Origin of the sequence: Streptomyces sp. Tu 3180 (assembly GCF_009852415.1) — a bacterium.
In the GTDB taxonomy this organism is placed as follows: Bacteria; Actinomycetota; Actinomycetes; order Streptomycetales; family Streptomycetaceae; genus Streptomyces.
Genome location: NZ_WOXS01000002.1, coordinates 4,610,712 through 4,627,911, shown reverse-complemented (window position 1 = coordinate 4,627,911; position 17,200 = coordinate 4,610,712). Strand labels below are relative to the sequence as shown.

Here is a 17,200-nt window from a genome sequence, read left to right as displayed (position 1 = left end):
GGAAGGAGCGGGGGCGTCCGCGCGCACGGGAAGCGGTCCACGCGCGCGAAGGCCCCCGGGGAGCCGGTGCGCCTCCGGGGGCCTTCGCGGGACCGCCGCGGACCGTCAGACGGGCTCGGTCACCGCCGCCGGCGCCGGTGCGCCGTCACCGGCGTCCTTCTGGTCGGGGCCCGCGCCCTTCAGCGGGACCTCCCTCACGAACACGGCCGCTGCCAGCGAGAGCACCGCGATCACCGCGCCCAGGAGGAACGCCGCGTGGGTGCCCGAGGACACCGCGTGCTGGTACGCCTCCCGGGCCGCCTCCGGCAGCCGCGCCAGGCTCGCCGCGTCCAGCTGGGCGGACTGCTCGGTCACCCGGGAGCCCAGCGCGCCGGCCCGCTCGGCCATGACGTCCTGGACGCGGTTGTTGAACAGCGCGCCCATGACCGCGACGCCGAAGGACGAGCCGAGGGTGCGGAACAGGGTGGTGGACGAGGACGCCACGCCCATGTCCTTCATCTCGACGCTGTTCTGCGCGACCAGCATGGTGATCTGCATCAGACAGCCCATGCCGAGACCGACCACCGCCATGAAGACGCCGGAGGTGAACCGGGAGGTCCCGGTGTCCATCGTGGACAGCAGATACAGTCCGACGATCATCAGGGCGCTGCCGAGCACCGGGAAGACCTTGTACCGGCCGGTGTGGGTGGTCACCCGGCCCGCGACCATCGAGGTCACCAGCATCGCGCCGAGCATCGGCAGGAGCAGCAGACCGGAGTTGGTGGCGGAGGCGCCCTGCACGGACTGCTGGTACAGCGGCAGGAAGAGGGTCGCGCCGAATATCACGAAGCCGGTGATGAAGCCGATGACGGACATCAGCGTGAAGTTGCGGCTGCGGAAGATGTGCAGCGGCAGCACCGGCTCGGCCGCCCTGGTCTGCCAGAACACGAAGCCCACGAGGGACGCGGCACCGATGCCGGTCAGCTCCATGATCCGCGCCGAGGTCCAGGCGTACTCCGTGCCGCCCCAGGTGGTGACCAGCACGACGGCGGTGATGCCGACGGTCAGCAGCGCGACCCCGAGGTAGTCGATGCCGGCCTCGGACCGCTTCTTCGGCAGGTGCAGCACGGTGCCCACGGCGGCCAGCGCGACCGCGCCGAGCGGCAGGTTGATGTAGAAGGCCCAGCGCCAGCCCCAGTTGTCGGTGATGGTGCCGCCGACCAGGGGTCCGCCGATCATCGCCAGCGCCATCACGGCGGCCATCATGCCCTGGTACTTGCCGCGCTCCCGGGGAGGGACGAGGTCGCCAATGATCGCCATGACGCCGACCATCAGGCCGCCGGCGCCCAGGCCCTGCACCGCGCGGAAGGCGATCAGCTCGCCCATGTCCTGGGCCATGCCGCTGAGCGCGGAGCCGATCAGGAAGATCACGATGGACGTCATGAACGAGCCCTTGCGCCCGTACATGTCGCCGAGCTTGCCCCAGACCGGGGTGGAGGCCGCGGTCGCCAGGGTGTAGGCGGTGACCACCCAGGACAGGTGCTCCAGTCCGCCCAGTTCGCCCACGATCGTCGGCATCGCCGTACCGATGATCATGTTGTCGAGCATCGCGAGCATCATCGCGATCATGAGCGCGAGCAGGACCACCCGCACGCTCCTCGGCCGTTTGCCGGTGTCCGTCTCCACGGCCCCCGCCGCTGGTGTGTCCGCCATGGTCCTCTCCCCCGGCCACGGTCGCGTGGCCACCGCTACTTACTTGCCGACCGGCTAGTTCATTCTCCCGGGAAGCTAGTCGCGCAACTAGCCGGGCGTCAAGTAAGTTTTCGTCAAGAGAGGGCGAGCAGGAGGATGGGCGGCACCATGGACGGCACCAGACAGCGGCGCCGCGGGAACACCCGCCAGCGCATCCAGGACGTGGCGCTCGAACTCTTCGCCGAGCAGGGCTACGAGAAGACCTCGCTGCGCGAGATCGCCGAGCGCCTGGACGTCACCAAGGCGGCGCTGTACTACCACTTCAAGACGAAGGAAGAGATCCTCGTCGGCATCTTCGAGGACCTCTCACGGCCGCTGGAGGACCTGATCGAGTGGGGGCGGCGGCAGCCGCACTCGCTGGAGACCAAGCAGGAGATCATCCGCCGGTACAGCGAGGCGCTCATGGGCGCGGCCCCGCTCTTCCGCTTCATGCAGGAGAACCAGGCGACGGTCCGCGAGCTGCGCATCGGCGAGATGTTCAAGACCCGCATGCTCGGGCTGCGGGACATCCTCATCGACCCGGACGCCGATCTGGTCGACCAGGTGCGCTGCGTCAGCGCCCTGTTCACGATGCACGCGGGGATGCACGTCCTCCAGGACGTCGAGAGCGACCCCGAGGAGAAGCGCAAGGCCGTCCTCGAGGTCGCCACCGATCTGATCACCCAGGCCCACCGGGGCGGCGGGGGCGCCTAGGCGCCCCCGCGGGGGATCAGACCTGCACGCCCTTGGAGCGCAGGAACTGGATCGGGTCGATCGCCGAGCCGTAGTTCGGGGTGGTGCGGATCTCGAAGTGCAGGTGCGGACCGCTGGAGTTGCCGGTGTTGCCGGACAGGGCGATCTTCTGGTCGGTCTTGACGACCTGGCCGATCCTGACGTCGACCCGCGACAGGTGGGCGTACTGGGAGTACGTGCCGTTGCCGTGCTTGATGACGACGGCGTTGCCGTAGGCGGGGCCGTCGCCGGCGCCGTTGGGGCCGGCCTTGACGACGGTGCCGCCGTGGGTGGCGAAGACCGGGGTGCCGGTCGGCACGGCGTAGTCCTGGCCGCTGTGCTTGGAGGCCCACATGCCGCCGTTCTGGGCGAAGCTCGCGGAGAGCTTGTAGCTCTTCACCGGGTCGACCCAGGACGCCTGCTTCTGCGCGGCCGCCTGCACCGCCTTCTCGGCCTGCGCGGCCTTGACGGCCTGCGCGGCCTGTGCGGCCTGTGCGGCCCGGGCCGCCTTCTCCGCCTCGGCGGCCTGCGCGGCCTCGGCGGCCTGGGCCTTCGCGACCTTGGCCTGGGCGGCGGCCTGCGCCTGGACGGCGTGCGCGGCGGTGGCGGCGCCGGCGGCGCTGGAGGCCGCCGTGGACTCGACGGCGGCCGCGACCCCGGCTCCCAGTACGGCCGAAGCGCCCAGACCGGCGGCCAGCACGGTCGCACGGGTGCGGAGAGTGGTCGGACGGGAGAAACGGGACGTGACGCGCGGAGACATTCGAACCTCATGGGGACGGGGTCACAGGAAGGCCCGTCCGGGTGACGCACTGGCGTTCGCCGGGCGGGCCACACCTTGGTAACCCAACCGGTTCGAACCGCACAAAAGTGTGACCTACGACGACATCTAGTAGTTCATCACCAAAGTTCATGAGTCACGACAGAGTCGTTATTTCGGACGAAGCAGCTCAGGGCGTCGCATTTAGCTCACACCAGCTGAGCGATATGTCCGATTTCTTAGTTCTCGCCCGTTCCACTATTCCCCGTAGTACGTGACGCAGGTCCTGTGCGGCACGTCACCGAGGGGCTCGGTCGGGGGGCCGGGGAATGTGACCCGGGCCACGCCGGGCCCGCGCGACACCCCCTCCCGCACGACGGCCCGACCACCCCCGCGGCTGTGGTCGACGCCACGCGGACAGGGGGCTCGCACCGCCTCCGGCGCGGCCGCCCACCCGCCCTCGGCCACCCGGCGCGGGGCGGCCGGAGGGGCGGGCCGCGGAACGGCGGGGGAACCGACCGACTACTGCCCAGTAACCCAATCGTTGCCGTCACGCCACTTGTCCGGGCGAGCATGCACGCGACAACTTTGTGCCGTCAGGCATCCGTGCAGGCATGAGAGGACGCCACCCCCCATGACCGAACAGACCGGACAGACCAGACAGATCGGGCGCACCTGGAAGCGGGCCCTCGGCACCGCCGCCGTCACCGGCGCCGTGCTCACCATGACGGTCGCGCCCGCCGGCGCCGACACGGCGCCGCCCGCCCCGGCGTCGGCCCCGGCCGTCACGGCGTCCGTCGCGGCCGACGTCGACTACGACACCTGGCAGAGGGACTGCCGGGCGGTCATGGACCAGGCGCTGCCCTACCTGAAGCAGCGGATCGCGAACCCGAAGCCGGGCGAGAAGCAGGCGATCGTCCTCGACGTCGACAACACCGCGCTGGAGACGGACTTCGGCTTCAGCTTCCCGCAGCCCGCCAACGAGCCCGTCCTGGAGGTCGCCGAGTACGCCCAGGAGCGCGGTGTCGCCCTGTTCTTCGTGACCGCCCGCCCCGGCATCATCCACGCGCCCACCGAGTACAACCTCGACCACGTGGGCTACGAGTCCGCCGGGCTCCACGTGCGCGGGTTCCTCGACCTCTTCAAGAACGTGGCCGACTACAAGACGGCCCAGCGCGTCGCCATCGAGTCGAAGGGCTACACGATCATCGCCAACATCGGCAACAGCGCCACCGACCTGTCGGGCGGCCACGCCGAGAAGACCTTCAAGCTGCCGGACTACGGCGGCCAGCTGTCCTGACCGGACGGTCGGCTCCCGCTGGACTCACCCCCGTTCACGCTCACACGCGTTCACGGGGGTGAGGCGGTGGGAGCCCGCCGTCCCGGTCGGCAGGCCGGCCACCGACCCGCTGATGTGCGGGCTGATGTGCGCCCCGCGCCGCGACCGGCGGGCTGCCCCCGGCACGGGCGAACGGGCACGGGCCGGGGGCCCGGGCGGCCTGCGCCACCGGGAGACCCCGACCCGCGTCGCCCTCGGCGGCGGCGGTCCCCTCCGCCCCGACGACCGGGCCGGACCGGCCGCGCTGCCCTCGCCGACCGGCTGTCCGTGGACGCCCGGCTCACCGCCCGGACGAGGGGGGCACCGGAGCTCCCCCGGGTGGAGGAGCTGTACGTGACGGACCTCGAGGCCGGCACGGACCTGTCCCCGCTGTCCCGGCCCTGCCCGCGCGTGCGCGCCGTCCGGCTGCTCTCCGCCACGGCCTCCGCTCCGCCGGACGCGGCCGCGTCCGCGCCCCGGTTCCCCGGCGCCGGGGTCACCGTCTCCCGCGGCCGCCCCCTCGCCCCGTCCCGAGCACGCCGAAGGGGCCGGTGCCCGAAGGCACCGGCCCCTTCTCGCCCTACGGGACGCTTACGCGTCCTTGCTCAGGTTCGGACCGGTTCCGCCGGCCGCCTGCTCGATCGGCGGGACGTCGGGCAGGGCCGACTTCTCCTCACCGCGGAAGGTGAAGGTCTGGGTCTCGCCCTCGCCCTCGGTGTCCACGACCACGATGTGACCGGGACGCAGCTCGCCGAAGAGGATCTTCTCCGACAGCGAGTCCTCGATCTCGCGCTGGATGGTCCGGCGCAGCGGCCGGGCGCCCAGCACGGGGTCGTAGCCCTTCTTGGACAGCAGCTCCTTGGCGGACTGGGAGAGCTCGATGCCCATGTCCCGGTCCTTCAGACGCTCGTCCACCTTGCCGATCATCAGGTCGACGATCCGCAGGATGTCGCCCTGGGTGAGCTGCGGGAAGACCACCACGTCGTCGACGCGGTTGAGGAACTCGGGCCGGAAGTGCTGCTTCAGCTCGTCCGAGACCTTGTTCTTCATGCGCTCGTAGTTGGTCTTCGTGTCGCCCGCGGCGGCGAAGCCCAGGTTGAAGCCCTTGGAGATGTCCCGGGTGCCGAGGTTGGTCGTCATGATGATGACCGTGTTCTTGAAGTCCACGACCCGGCCCTGGGAGTCGGTCAGGCGACCGTCCTCCAGGATCTGCAGCAGCGAGTTGAAGATGTCCGGGTGGGCCTTCTCGACCTCGTCGAAGAGGACGACCGAGAACGGCTTGCGGCGCACCTTCTCCGTCAGCTGACCGCCCTCCTCGTAGCCCACGTAGCCGGGGGGCGAACCGAAGAGACGCGAGACCGTGTGCTTCTCGCTGAACTCCGACATGTCGAGGGAGATCAGCGCGTCCTCGTCGCCGAAGAGGAACTCCGCGAGCGCCTTGGACAGCTCCGTCTTACCGACGCCGGACGGGCCGGCGAAGATGAACGAGCCACCCGGACGCTTCGGGTCCTTCAGACCCGCACGGGTACGGCGGATCGCCTTGGACAGCGCCTTGACGGCGTCGTCCTGGCCGATGACCCGCTTGTGCAGCTCGTCCTCCATGCGGAGCAGACGGCTGGACTCCTCCTCGGTCAGCTTGAAGACCGGGATGCCGGTGGCGGTCGCGAGGACCTCGGCGATCAGCTCGCCGTCGACCTCGGCGACGACGTCCATGTCGCCGGCCTTCCACTCCTTCTCCCGCTTGGCCTTGGCGGCGAGGAGCTGCTTCTCCTTGTCGCGCAGGGAGGCGGCCTTCTCGAAGTCCTGCGAGTCGATCGCGGACTCCTTGTCCCGGCGGACACCGGCGATCTTCTCGTCGAACTCGCGCAGGTCCGGCGGCGCGGTCATCCGGCGGATGCGCATCCGCGAGCCGGCCTCGTCGATCAGGTCGATCGCCTTGTCCGGCAGGAAGCGGTCCGAGATGTACCGGTCGGCCAGGGTGGCGGCCTGGACCAGCGCCTCGTCGGTGATGGAGACGCGGTGGTGCGCCTCGTACCGGTCGCGCAGGCCCTTGAGGATCTCGATCGTGTGCGGCAGGGACGGCTCCGCGACCTGGATCGGCTGGAAGCGGCGCTCCAGGGCCGCGTCCTTCTCCAGGTGCTTGCGGTACTCGTCCAGCGTGGTCGCACCGATGGTCTGCAGCTCACCGCGGGCCAGCATCGGCTTCAGGATCGAAGCGGCGTCGATGGCGCCCTCGGCGGCACCCGCACCGACCAGCGTGTGCAGCTCGTCGATGAACAGGATGATGTCGCCGCGGGTGCGGATCTCCTTGAGCACCTTCTTCAGGCGCTCCTCGAAGTCACCGCGGTAGCGGGAGCCGGCGACCAGCGCGCCGAGGTCCAGGGTGTAGAGGTGCTTGTCCTTGAGGGTCTCGGGCACCTCGCCCTTGACGATGGCCTGGGCGAGGCCCTCGACGACGGCGGTCTTGCCGACGCCGGGCTCACCGATCAGCACCGGGTTGTTCTTGGTACGGCGGGACAGCACCTGCATGACCCGCTCGATCTCCTTCTCGCGCCCGATGACCGGGTCGAGCTTGGACTCACGAGCGGCCTGGGTGAGGTTCCGGCCGAACTGGTCGAGGACCAGGGACGTGGAGGGGGTGCCCTCGGCAGGACCGCCGGCGGTGGCGGCCTCCTTGCCCTGGTAACCGGAGAGCAGCTGGATCACCTGCTGCCGCACGCGGTTCAGATCTGCGCCCAGCTTGACCAGGACCTGGGCGGCGACGCCCTCGCCCTCACGGATCAGGCCGAGCAGGATGTGCTCCGTGCCGATGTAGTTGTGGCCCAGCTGAAGGGCCTCGCGGAGCGACAGCTCCAGGACCTTCTTGGCACGGGGGGTGAAGGGGATGTGCCCGGACGGGGCCTGCTGGCCCTGGCCGATGATCTCCTCCACCTGCTGGCGGACCGCCTCGAGCGAAATCCCGAGGCTCTCAAGGGCCTTGGCGGCGACACCCTCACCCTCGTGGATCAGGCCCAGGAGGATGTGCTCGGTGCCGATGTAGTTGTGGTTGAGCATCCGGGCTTCTTCCTGAGCCAGGACGACAACCCGCCGCGCGCGGTCGGTGAACCTCTCGAACATCGTTAATCGCTCCTCAGAGCGGTCAGGCAGTGGGGGGAACTTCCCCTCCCTGTCCTTCCGCAGCTTAGTCCCGCGAGCGGGGACCGCTCATTCCAACTGCCGACACCGTCGATGGCCTCCTGACCCCGCTCACGCCGACATCTGCTCCAACCCGATGGTGCGAGACGATGTTCCCGCAGGCCAGGCAGTTACCCCCTTCGCCAGTACGCCGATGGCGAACGGGAGACGTCCCGCCCTGCGTGTCGCCCCCTCCCACTAGGGATGTCTTACCCGCTGCTACGGACGATCCATGCCGAGTGCACGGGTTCCCTCCGCTACGGGCGAACAACCTTGCGCCCTCCCGCACCCCCGCGCGCCCCCTTGTTCGACACTCTGCGGACACGGAGCGCGACTCAGCGTAACCCGGGGCGCCTTCCGCCGGTTGCGCCGGACATGGTTGGCACCGCCCCCGGCCCGGTTCCGCCGCCCGGCCCCGGCCCGGTTCCGCACCCCCGCCGGACGCCCGTCCGCCGGCCGGACACCCGTCGGCCGCCCGTGCCGGGCGGCGGGGTCCGGCTCTGGTACGAGAACGCGCTGGGCTGGCCGACGGCGCCCGGGCTCCCGGTGCGCCTGGTGGTGGGGGAACGCTTCGACGTCCTGGACCTGCCGGCCGAGGCGGGGCACCCGGCGCTGGAGCGCCTGGGGCGCACCGGGCGGGGGTTCCCCGTGGCGGTGCAGGGCGGCCGGATGCGGCTGCTGGTGGCCGCGGGCAGCGCGGAGGAGCTGCCGGGGCTGCTGGACTGGCTGGAGTGGGGCTCGCTGGAGCTGGACCTGGCCGCGATCGGCGCGGGCGGGCTCATGGACGCCCCCGGCCTCCGGGATGCGAGGGTCCCGGACCTTGCGGAGGTGAGGTTCCCGGGCTTTCCGGAGGTGAGGTTCCCGCCGCCCGGCCGCTTCCTCCGGGAAGTGGCCACGACGGCTCGCAGGGGGCCGCCGTGTGGCTGCGGCCCCCCGAACCGGGATGCGAGGTCGAGGCCTCGCTGCCGACGCTGTCGGCGCTGGGGGGCCGTGGCGGCGCCCCCGATCTCGTACGGCTGGTGAACACGGTGGTGACGCAGATCCACCGGGTCCGGCTGCGGCGCGCGTGCGCGTAGCCGTCGGTCGCGCCACGGACCCCCGTGACGGCGCGTGCGCGGTGTCCGCCGCCTTCCGGTCCGGCCTCGCGGGGCCGGACCGTCGTCAGCCGTTGGCGTTCTCGTAGGCCTCGCGGATGGACGCGGGGACGCGGCCGCGGTCGTTGACCTCGTAACCGTTCTCCTTCGCCCAGGCGCGGATGGCCGCGGTGTCCTGGCTGCCGCCGGAAGAAGCACGCGTCTTTCCGCGCCCGCCCGAAGCACGGCCTCCGGTACGCCGACCGCCCTTCACGTAAGGCTCGAGAAGGCCGCGGAGCTTGTCCGCATTGGCGGTGGTGAGATCGATCTCGTACGTCTTGCCGTCCAACGCGAACGTCACGGTCTCGTCCGCCTCGCCGCCGTCGAGGTCGTCGACAAGAAGGACCTGAACCTTCTGTGCCACCGGATTTCCTTTCATCGATAACTTGAGGGCCGGGGTGTGCCGGCGTCCGCCGTATCGCCGTCCCCTGTTATATGCACTACTGCAGTACGTCGGAAAGCAAACCGCTTTTGCCGGAAAAACACAAACCCCTGGCGGAGACCCGCTGCCCGCACCCGCCCGGAAACATGCGCGTTTCGGACATAGGGCACCCGGGCAAGGGCACGGCGCGGAATCGCCGACGATCACAGATGCAGAAGCATCCGGCTGTTGCCCAGGGTGTTCGGTTTCACTCGTTCGAGACCGAGGAACTCCGCGACGCCCTCGTCATAGGAACGCAGCAGCTCCGCGTACACATCGGTGTCGACGGGAGTCTCCCCGATCTCCACGAAGCCGTGCTTGGCGAAGAAGTCGACTTCGAAGGTCAGGCAGAAAACACGGCGAACACCGAGCCAGCGGGCGGTCTGCAGCAACTTCTCCAGCAACTGGTGCCCCACGCCGGCGCCCTTCAGGCCGGGCTTCACCGCCAGAGTGCGCACTTCCGCGAGGTCTTCCCACATCACGTGCAGGGCGCCGCAGCCGACGACCTCGGCGTTGTCGTCCCGTTCCGCGACCCAGAACTCCTGGATGTCCTCGTAAAGCGTCACCGTTGCTTTGTCGAGCAGGATGCCCCCGCGGACGTAGGCGTCGAGGAGGCGGCGTACGGCCGGGACGTCGCCGGTGCGGGCCCGCCGGACGGTGAGGGCTTTTGCGGTGCCTTCGAAGCTGTCCGCTGAGGTGTCTGCTGACATGAGCGGACGCTATCGTCCGTGTCCGCCCTCTGCCGAGCCGGGGTTCTCGTCCCGGGCTTCCGGGGGTTCGGCGGGGCGGGCTTCTCCGGGGGGTTCGGCCGGCGGCTGCGGTTGCGGCGTGGTTTCCGGAAGTCGGACGACGCGCACGGCATCGGTCAGGGCCTGGCGCTGTTCCTCGCTCATCATGCCGAAGAAGGCGACGAGGGCCGCCGCGGCGTTGTCACTCTGCGACCACGCTTCGTTCATCAGCGCGGCGGCGTATGCGGCGCGAGTGGAGACCGCCTCATATCGATAGGCCCGGCCTTCCGCCTCTCGGCGCACCCAGCCCTTCTGATGGAGATTGTCCAAAACGGTCATCACCGTGGTGTACGCGATGGACCGTTCCTTCTGAAGATCTTCCAGGACTTCCCGAACGGTCACCGGGCGGTTCCACTTCCACACCCGCGTCATGACCGCGTCTTCGAGTTCTCCCAATGGGCGAGGCACAACTCAGAACAATAGTGGGAGATCCCGCCAATGGCGTGTCGGACGGGCATCACTGCTGGCGAACGGGCACAAAAGGGGCGTACGGCCCGTGCGGCGCTGTGCGCCGGAGCCGTACGCCGGTGTCGCCGCCGTGGGGTCAGCCGTCGGTCCCGGGGGAGGGCCGGGAGCCCTCCGCGCGCGCGTAGGCCGCGTCGACGGCCGCGTCCTCCTTGGCCTTGTTGGTGCCGCCCTGGGTCTTCACGATCACCCGGATCACGCCGATGAAGAGAGCGGCCATGACGACCGGGGGCACAAGCGCGGAGACGTAGTCCATGGATCCAGGGTAGCCAGGGGAGCGCGGGCGAGCGGGCGGGGGTCGGGGCGGCGACCCCGGCCCGCGCCGGCCCGCCTCGGTCCGCGTCAGCCCGCGGCCAGCCGCCGGCCGGCCGGGGGTGGGGTGGGCCTGCGCCGGGGGAAGACCTCGCCCGGGGTGGGGACGGGGCGGGCGGGCTGCGGCGCGCCGGGGGCGGGCGCGGGACGGGGCTGGGGGCGGCCGGACGCTGCGCGGGCTTCTTCCGGGGGTCCTCGGTGGCGGCGGCCATGCCCCCGGGGAGGGCGAGGAGGCGGGTCCGGGAGGCGGGGACGGTGGGGAGACCGGCGGCGGGGGCGGTCACCCGCACCGTGCGGCGGGCGAGGCGGGCGCGCACGTCCTGTTCGGCGAGGAGCCGGCAGCGGTGCAGGAGGGCGGCGGCGGTGGGGTTGCCGCGCAGGGCCCGCAGGGCGGCGAGGTCGTCGGGGTCGGGGCGGTATCCGGCGCCCAGCGCCTCCTCCAGGAGCGCGAGGTAGCCGACGGCGGTGCCGGGGAGGGCGGCGCGGTAGCGGCCGAGGTCGGCCACGAGGAAGGCGCGCAGCCGGGCGCTCTCCCGCGTCGCCTCGTCGAGGGACTCGGCGAGGCGGAGGCAGTCCTGGACGTCGTCGGCCGAGGCGGTGGCGGGGTGGAGGGCGAGGGCGAGGGCACGGCGGAGCACGCGCAGCTCCTCCACGCCGAACGCCATGCCGCCGCGGGATCCGTAGGGCGTGGGCATGCGGCGACGATACGCGCTAATCAGACAAAACGTGCACAGGGAACGGGTGTGGCGCGGAGGCGCCACCCGGGTGGGCGGGGGGCGCGCAGCGCCCGGGGCCGGGGCGGGGACGGGCGGGGCCGGTGCGGGCGGTCCGTCCCCGCCCGCACCGGTCCCGGGCGTCCGCTACATGCGCGACACGTTCCGCTCGTACACCAGGCGCAGGCCGATCAGTGTCAGCCAGGGCTCGTGCTCGTCGATGACCGAGGACTCGCCCAGGACCATCGGGGCCAGCCCGCCCGTCGCGATGACCGTCACGTCGTCGGGGTCGGCGGCGAGTTCCCGGGCCATGCGGTTGACGACGCCGTCGACCTGGCCGGCGAAGCCGTAGATGATGCCGGACTGCATCGCCTCGACCGTGTTCTTGCCGATCACGCTGCGGGGGCGCGCCACCTCGATCTTGCGGAGCTGGGCGCCGCGGACGCCGAGGGCCTCGACGGAGATCTCGATGCCGGGGGCGATGACCCCGCCGACGTACTCCCCGCGCGCGCTGACCGCGTCGAACGTCGTCGCCGTGCCGAAGTCGACGACGATGGCCGGGCCGCCGTAGAGGTCGACCGCGGCGACCGCGTTGATGATGCGGTCCGCGCCGACCTCCTTGGGGTTGTCGGTGAGGATGGGGACCCCCGTCTTGACGCCCGGCTCGACGAGGACGGCGGGGACGTCGCCGTAGTAGCGGCGGGTCACCTCGCGCAGTTCGTGCAGCACGGAGGGGACGGTCGCGCAGATGGCGATGCCGTCGATGCCGTCGCCCAGCTCGTCGCCGAGGAGGGGGTGCATGCCCATCAGGCCCTGGAGGAGGACCGCGAGCTCGTCGGCGGTGCGGCGCGCGTCCGTGGAGATGCGCCAGTGCTCGACGATGTCGTCGCCGTCGAACAGGCCCAGGACGGTGTGCGTGTTGCCCACGTCGATCGTCAGCAGCATGGCCCTACTCCGCGGCTCGCAGGTCGAGGCCGATGTCGAGGATCGGCGAGGAGTGGGTGAGGGCTCCCACGGCGAGGTAGTCGACGCCCGTGTCGGCGTACGCCTTGGCGTTGGCGAGGGTGAGGCGGCCGGAGGCCTCCAGGGCGGCGCGGCCGGCCACCAGGGCCACGGCCTCCTCGCACTCGCCGGGCGTGAAGTTGTCCAGCAGGATCAGGTCGGCGCCGGCGTCCAGGACCTCGCGGAGCTGGTGGAGGGTGTCGACCTCGACCTCGATCGGGACGTCGGGGAAGCGTTCGCGGACCGCGCGGAAGGCCTCGGCGACGCCGCCGGCGGCCACCACGTGGTTGTCCTTGACCAGGGCCGCGTCCGACAGGGACATGCGGTGGTTGACGCCACCGCCGCAGCGCACGGCGAACTTCTCCAGGCTGCGCAGGCCCGGCGTGGTCTTGCGGGTGTCGCGGATCCTGGCCCCGGTGCCCTCGAGGACGTCCGCCCACGCGCGGGTGGCCGTCGCGATGCCCGACAGGCGGCACAGGAGGTTGAGCGCGCTGCGCTCGGCGGTGAGCAGGTCGCGGGTGCGGGCGGTGACGGAGAGGAGCTTCTGCCCCGCCTCGACGCGGTCGCCGTCCTCCGTGTGGCGTTCGACCTCGAACTCCTCGGTGCACACCACCGACATGACCGCCTCGGCGATCCTGAGGCCCGCCACGGTGCCCGCCTCGCGCGCCGTGAAGTCGGCGGTGGCCACGGCGTCCTCCGGGATGGTCGCGACCGTCGTCACGTCCACGCCGTGGGCCAGGTCCTCCTGGAGGGCGACCCCTGCGATGTCCTCGACCTCGACCGGGTCGAGGCCCGCGTCGGCCAGGAGCTGGGCGAGCGCGGGGTCGAGGCCGCACTCCGGGTACGCCTCGTCGTCCGCGCCGCAGGCGCAGCCGTCGCCGCAGCCACCGGACGGGACGAGGGGAAGGTCGGGGGTGGTCACTGCTGTCACTGCTCCTGGGCCTGGTGAGGGAGGGTCGGGGGGAAGTCTGTGGTGTCGGTGGTGCGCACCGCCAGCGATCGGTCCGGATTCAGCCGTACGACGATGTGGCGGCGCCAGGCCGCGTCGTCGCGCTCGGGGCGGTCCTCGCGCCAGTGGCAGCCGCGGGTCTCCTCGCGCCGCCGCGCGGCGGCGACCAGGACGCGGGCCACGCACAGGAGGTTGGTGGCCTCCCAGGTGTCGACGCCGGGCTCGGCGGTCTTGCCGTTCTCCTCGAGGGCGTCGCGGGCTTCGGCGTGCAGGTGGTGCAACCGGTCGGCGGCCTCGGAGAGGGACGCGGCGGAGCGCAGGACGCCGGCTCCCGCGGTCATGGTCCGCTGGATGGCGAAGCGGGCCTCCGGGGGGAGGAGGGGGTGCGCGGGACGGTCGGACTGCGGGAGGGGCTGCGGCACGCGCGCGTGGAGGGTGTCCCGGCCGGCGGCGATGTCGGCGGCGATGCGCTCGGCGTAGACCAGTCCCTCCAGGAGGGAGTTGGAGGCCAGGCGGTTGGCGCCGTGCACGCCGGTGCAGGCGACCTCGCCGCACGCGTACAGGCCGGGGACGGTGGTGCGGCCGTGGGAGTCGGTGCGGACGCCGCCGGAGGCGTAGTGGGCGGCCGGGGCGACCGGGACGGGCTCGGTGACCGGGTCGATGCCGTGGGCGCGGCAGGCGGCGAGGATCGTCGGGAAGCGGTGCTCCCACATCTCGGCGCCGAAGTGGCGGGCGTCGAGGTACATGTGCTCGGCGTCCTGCTCCCGCATGCGGCGCATGATGCCCTTGGCGACGATGTCCCGGGGCGCGAGTTCGGCCAGCTCGTGCTGCCCGGCCATGAAGCGCACGCCGTCGGCGTCCACCAGGTGGGCGCCCTCGCCGCGGACCGCCTCGGAGACCAGGGGCTGCTGGCCCTCCGCGTCGGGTCCGAGGAAGAGGACGGTGGGGTGGAACTGGACGAACTCGAGGTCGCTCACCTCGGCGCCCGCGCGCAGGGCGAGGGCCACGCCGTCGCCCGTGGAGACGGCGGGGTTCGTGGTCGCGGAGAAGACCTGGCCCATGCCGCCGGTGGCCAGGACGACGGCCGGGGCGTGGACGGCTCCCACGCCGTCGTGCTGGCCCTCGCCCATGACGTGCAGGGTGACGCCGGCGGTGCGGCCGTCGGCGTCCGTGAGGAGGTCCAGGACGAGCGCGTTCTCGATGGTGCGCATCCCGCGCGCGCGGACCGCCTCGACCAGGGCGCGGGAGATCTCGGCGCCGGTGGCGTCGCCGCCCGCGTGGGCGATGCGGCGGCGGTGGTGGCCGCCCTCCCGGGTGAGCTCCAGACCGCCCTCGGCGGACTCGTCGAACTGCGCGCCGGTGGCGATCAGGCGGCGTACGGCGTCGGGGCCCTCGGTGACGAGGAGGCGGACCGCCTCCTCGTCGCACAGGCCGGCGCCCGCGACCAGGGTGTCGTCCAGGTGCTGCTCGGGGGTGTCGCCCTCGCCGAGGGCCGCGGCGATGCCGCCCTGGGCCCAGCGGGTGGAGCCGTCGTCGAGCCGGGCCTTGGTGACGACCACGGTGGTCAGGCCGGCGGCCTCGCAGCGCAGGGCCGCGGTGAGGCCGGCGACGCCGGAGCCGACGACCACGACGTCCGCGGCGATGGACCACCCGGGCGCGGGCGCGTGCAGTCGTATGCCTGTGCTGGTCACGAGGCGGCTCCGAACGTTCCGAAGGTCAGGGGGACGTTGTCGATCAGGCGGGTGGTGCCCACCCGGGCGGCCACGGCGAGGACGGCCTCGCCGGTGAAGTCGTCGCCGATCTCGGTGAAGTCGGACGGGTCGACCAGGGCCAGGTAGTCCAGGGCGAGGGGCGGGTCGAGGCGGGCGGCCTCGTCGAGGACCAGGCGGGCGGCGGCGCGGACGGCCGCCGGGCCGCCGGCGGTGGTGGCGGCGACGGCGTGCGCGTCGGCCGCCGCGCGGGACTCCCCCATGGCGCTGAGCGCCTCGACCCGCGCGCGCGAGGTGGGCACTTCGCGGGCCCGCGCGCGCAGCGCCTCCTGGGCGGCGTGCCGGTCCCGGCCCGCGAACAGCGCCCGGGACAGGGCGAGCGCGGTGCGCCGCTCCCGGGGCGAGAGGTAGCGGTTGCGGCTGGACAGGGCGAGCCCGTCCTCCTCGCGGACGGTGGGCACGCCGACGATCTCGACGCCGAAGTTCAGGTCCCGCACCATGCGCCGGATCAGGGCGAGCTGCTGGGCGTCCTTCTGGCCGTAGAGGGCGACGTCGGGGCGGGTGAGGTGGAGCAGCTTGGCGACGACGGTGAGCATGCCGTCGAAGTGGCCGGGACGGGCGGCGCCCTCGAGGCGTTCGCCCATGGGGCCGGCGCTGATCCGGACCTGGGGCTCGCCGCCCGGGTAGACCTCGTCGACGGCGGGGGCGAAGACGGCGTCGGCGCCCGACTGCTCGGCGAGCTTGAGGTCGGCGTCCAGGGTGCGCGGATAGCGGTCCAGGTCCTCGCCCGCGCCGAACTGCAGCGGGTTGACGAACACGGTGACCACGACCTCGCCCTCTGGACCGGCGATCTCGCGCGCGGTGCGGATCAGTGTGGCGTGGCCCTCGTGCAGGGCGCCCATGGTCATCACGACGGCGCGGCGGCCGGTACGCGCGCGGGCGTGCAGTTCACCGGCGGTGCGCAGCAGGGTGGTGGTCATCGGGCGGCTCCGTTCCGGGACGCGCGCGTCGTGGTGCGGCTGTGGTGGGGGGCGGGGCGGCCGGCGGGGCTCATCGGGTCTCCCCCGTGCCGTCCGGGCTTTCCGGGCCGTCGGTGCCGGCGGCTCCGTCGGCGAGTACCCCGAGGAGGTCCTCGGCGAGTTCCGGCTTCAGCAGTCCGTGGGCGAGCGCCCGGTCGGCGGTCGCGCGGGCCATCGCCAGGTAGCCGGCCACGGTCTGCGGGGCGTGCCTGCGCAGTTCGGCGACGTGCGCGGCGACCGTGCCCGCGTCACCGCGCGCGACCGGGCCGGTGAGGGCCGCGTCACCGGAGCGCAGTGCGTTGTCCAGGGCGGCGCCGAGCAGCGGGCCGAGCATCCGGTCGGGGGCCCCGACGCCGGCGGCGCGCAGCAGCTCCAGGGACTGGGCGACGAGGGTGACCAGGTGGTTGGCGCCCAGGGCGAGGGCCGCGTGGTACAGCGGGCGGTTCTCCTCGGCGATCCACTCCGGCTCGCCGCCCATCTCGATCACGAGGGCCTCGGCGGCCAGCCGCAGTTCCTCGGGCGCGGTGACGCCGAAGGAGCACCCGGCGAGGCGCTGCACGTCGACCGGGGTGCCGGTGAAGGTCATCGCGGGGTGCAGGGCCAGCGGCAGCGCACCGGCCCGCAGGGCGGGGTCGAGCACCTTCGCGCCGTACCGCCCGGAGGTGTGCACGAGGAGCTGCCCCGGCCGCACCGCGCCGGTGTCGGCGAGCCCGGCGACGAGGCCGGGCAGGGCGTCGTCCGGCACCGTCAGCAGGACCAGCTCGGACCGCTCGAGGACGTCGGCGGGCGGCACCACCGGCACGTCGGGGAGCATCTGCCCGGCGCGCCGGCGGGAGGCGTCGGAGACCGCGGAGACGGCCACCGGCCGGTGCCCGGCGAGCTGGAGGGACGCGGCCAGGGCGGGGCCCACGCGTCCGGCGCCGACGACGCCGACGGTGAGCCGCGCGGGACGGTCCCTGGGATCTGGCTGTGGGGTTGTGTTCACGCGACGGCGGCCT

14 protein-coding genes and 2 pseudogenes are annotated in these 17,200 nt (G+C 72.4%); 3 read left to right on the top strand and 13 right to left on the bottom strand.

The genetic code is table 11. The annotated features are described in order from the left end of the window. Positions 1 to 105 precede the first annotated feature (105 nt). Positions 106 to 1,725 carry an MDR family MFS transporter gene (locus GL259_RS21755; protein WP_279578628.1) on the bottom strand — a complete coding sequence of 540 codons (1,620 nt, stop codon included), beginning with the start codon at positions 1,723 to 1,725 and terminating at the stop codon, positions 106 to 108. 102 nt (positions 1,726 to 1,827) lie between these two features. Here GL259_RS21755 and GL259_RS21750 point away from each other — a divergent pair, with 102 nt between their 5' ends. Then, on the top strand, positions 1,828 to 2,424 hold the full coding sequence (locus GL259_RS21750) for a TetR/AcrR family transcriptional regulator (protein ID WP_208026501.1): 597 nt from the start codon (positions 1,828 to 1,830) through the stop codon (positions 2,422 to 2,424). Positions 2,425 to 2,440: 16 nt separating this feature from the next. Here the strand turns inward: GL259_RS21750 and GL259_RS21745 are convergent, their stop codons facing one another. Further along, positions 2,441 to 3,202 (bottom strand): M23 family metallopeptidase, encoded by a 762-nt coding sequence (locus GL259_RS21745; protein ID WP_159535036.1) that lies wholly within the window; start codon positions 3,200 to 3,202, stop codon positions 2,441 to 2,443. Between the two features lie 631 nt (positions 3,203 to 3,833). On the opposite strand from GL259_RS21745, the gene GL259_RS21740 reads away from it, so the two are divergent. Beyond that, positions 3,834 to 4,499 (top strand): HAD family acid phosphatase, encoded by a 666-nt coding sequence (locus GL259_RS21740; protein ID WP_159535035.1) that lies wholly within the window; start codon positions 3,834 to 3,836, stop codon positions 4,497 to 4,499. Positions 4,500 to 5,108: 609 nt separating this feature from the next. On the opposite strand, the gene GL259_RS21735 is transcribed toward GL259_RS21740, so the two are convergent. Beyond that, positions 5,109 to 7,634 (bottom strand): ATP-dependent Clp protease ATP-binding subunit, encoded by a 2,526-nt coding sequence (locus GL259_RS21735; RefSeq protein ID WP_159535034.1) that lies wholly within the window; start codon positions 7,632 to 7,634, stop codon positions 5,109 to 5,111. A 360-nt stretch (positions 7,635 to 7,994) separates the two neighbouring features. Here GL259_RS21735 and GL259_RS21725 point away from each other — a divergent pair. Next, a pseudogene (locus GL259_RS21725) lies at positions 7,995 to 8,767 on the top strand (SCO3374 family protein). 85 nt (positions 8,768 to 8,852) lie between these two features. On the opposite strand, the gene GL259_RS21720 reads toward GL259_RS21725, so the two are convergent. The 10 genes and pseudogenes from GL259_RS21720 to GL259_RS21685 all read right to left on the bottom strand — a co-directional run bounded on the left by GL259_RS21720 (position 8,853) and on the right by GL259_RS21685 (position 17,187). Beyond that, entirely contained in the window at positions 8,853 to 9,188 is a 336-nt protein-coding gene (locus GL259_RS21720; protein ID WP_159535033.1) for an Lsr2 family protein, read from the bottom strand. Between the two features lie 221 nt (positions 9,189 to 9,409). Next, on the bottom strand, positions 9,410 to 9,955 hold the full coding sequence (locus GL259_RS21715; RefSeq protein ID WP_159535032.1) for an amino-acid N-acetyltransferase: 546 nt from the start codon (positions 9,953 to 9,955) through the stop codon (positions 9,410 to 9,412). A 9-nt stretch (positions 9,956 to 9,964) separates the two neighbouring features. Then, positions 9,965 to 10,441 carry a BlaI/MecI/CopY family transcriptional regulator gene (locus GL259_RS21710; RefSeq protein ID WP_159535031.1) on the bottom strand — a complete coding sequence of 159 codons (477 nt, stop codon included), beginning with the start codon at positions 10,439 to 10,441 and terminating at the stop codon, positions 9,965 to 9,967. A 136-nt stretch (positions 10,442 to 10,577) separates the two neighbouring features. Next, the gene (locus GL259_RS37745) at positions 10,578 to 10,754 is read right to left on the bottom strand and encodes a hypothetical protein (protein ID WP_166461540.1); all 177 of its coding nucleotides are present in this window, start codon (positions 10,752 to 10,754) and stop codon (positions 10,578 to 10,580) included. A gap of 86 nt (positions 10,755 to 10,840) precedes the next feature. Then, a pseudogene (locus tag GL259_RS38870) lies at positions 10,841 to 11,475 on the bottom strand (hypothetical protein). 195 nt (positions 11,476 to 11,670) lie between these two features. Next, the gene (locus GL259_RS21705) at positions 11,671 to 12,468 is read right to left on the bottom strand and encodes a type III pantothenate kinase (RefSeq protein ID WP_159535030.1); all 798 of its coding nucleotides are present in this window, start codon (positions 12,466 to 12,468) and stop codon (positions 11,671 to 11,673) included. 4 nt (positions 12,469 to 12,472) lie between these two features. Next, positions 12,473 to 13,447, bottom strand: coding sequence for a carboxylating nicotinate-nucleotide diphosphorylase (gene nadC, locus GL259_RS21700; protein WP_159535029.1), 975 nt, complete (start codon positions 13,445 to 13,447; stop codon positions 12,473 to 12,475). 5 nt (positions 13,448 to 13,452) lie between these two features. Next, positions 13,453 to 15,165, bottom strand: coding sequence for an L-aspartate oxidase (locus GL259_RS21695; protein ID WP_159535028.1), 1,713 nt, complete (start codon positions 15,163 to 15,165; stop codon positions 13,453 to 13,455). Beyond that, positions 15,162 to 16,163: a pantoate--beta-alanine ligase gene (gene panC, locus GL259_RS21690; protein ID WP_159535027.1), complete on the bottom strand. Its 1,002-nt coding sequence runs from the start codon at positions 16,161 to 16,163 to the stop codon at positions 15,162 to 15,164. Before panC ends, GL259_RS21695 begins: the two co-directional genes overlap by 4 nt. Positions 16,164 to 16,233: 70 nt before the next feature. Further along, positions 16,234 to 17,187 (bottom strand): DUF2520 domain-containing protein, encoded by a 954-nt coding sequence (locus GL259_RS21685; RefSeq protein ID WP_159535026.1) that lies wholly within the window; start codon positions 17,185 to 17,187, stop codon positions 16,234 to 16,236. Between the last annotated feature and the right edge of the window lie 13 nt (positions 17,188 to 17,200).

Coding starts and splice junctions, on each gene's coding strand:
- GL259_RS37745 (WP_166461540.1), bottom strand. CDS start 10,754: ATGGACTACGTCTCCGCGCTTGTGCCCCCGGTCGTCATGGCCGCTCTC.
- GL259_RS21745 (WP_159535036.1), bottom strand. CDS start 3,202: ATGTCTCCGCGCGTCACGTCCCGTTTCTCCCGTCCGACCACTCTCCGC.
- GL259_RS21715 (WP_159535032.1), bottom strand. CDS start 9,955: ATGTCAGCAGACACCTCAGCGGACAGCTTCGAAGGCACCGCAAAAGCC.
- GL259_RS21740 (WP_159535035.1), top strand. CDS start 3,834: ATGACCGAACAGACCGGACAGACCAGACAGATCGGGCGCACCTGGAAG.
- panC (WP_159535027.1), bottom strand. CDS start 16,163: ATGACCACCACCCTGCTGCGCACCGCCGGTGAACTGCACGCCCGCGCG.
- GL259_RS21750 (WP_208026501.1), top strand. CDS start 1,828: ATGGGCGGCACCATGGACGGCACCAGACAGCGGCGCCGCGGGAACACC.
- GL259_RS21735 (WP_159535034.1), bottom strand. CDS start 7,634: ATGTTCGAGAGGTTCACCGACCGCGCGCGGCGGGTTGTCGTCCTGGCT.
- GL259_RS21705 (WP_159535030.1), bottom strand. CDS start 12,468: ATGCTGCTGACGATCGACGTGGGCAACACGCACACCGTCCTGGGCCTG.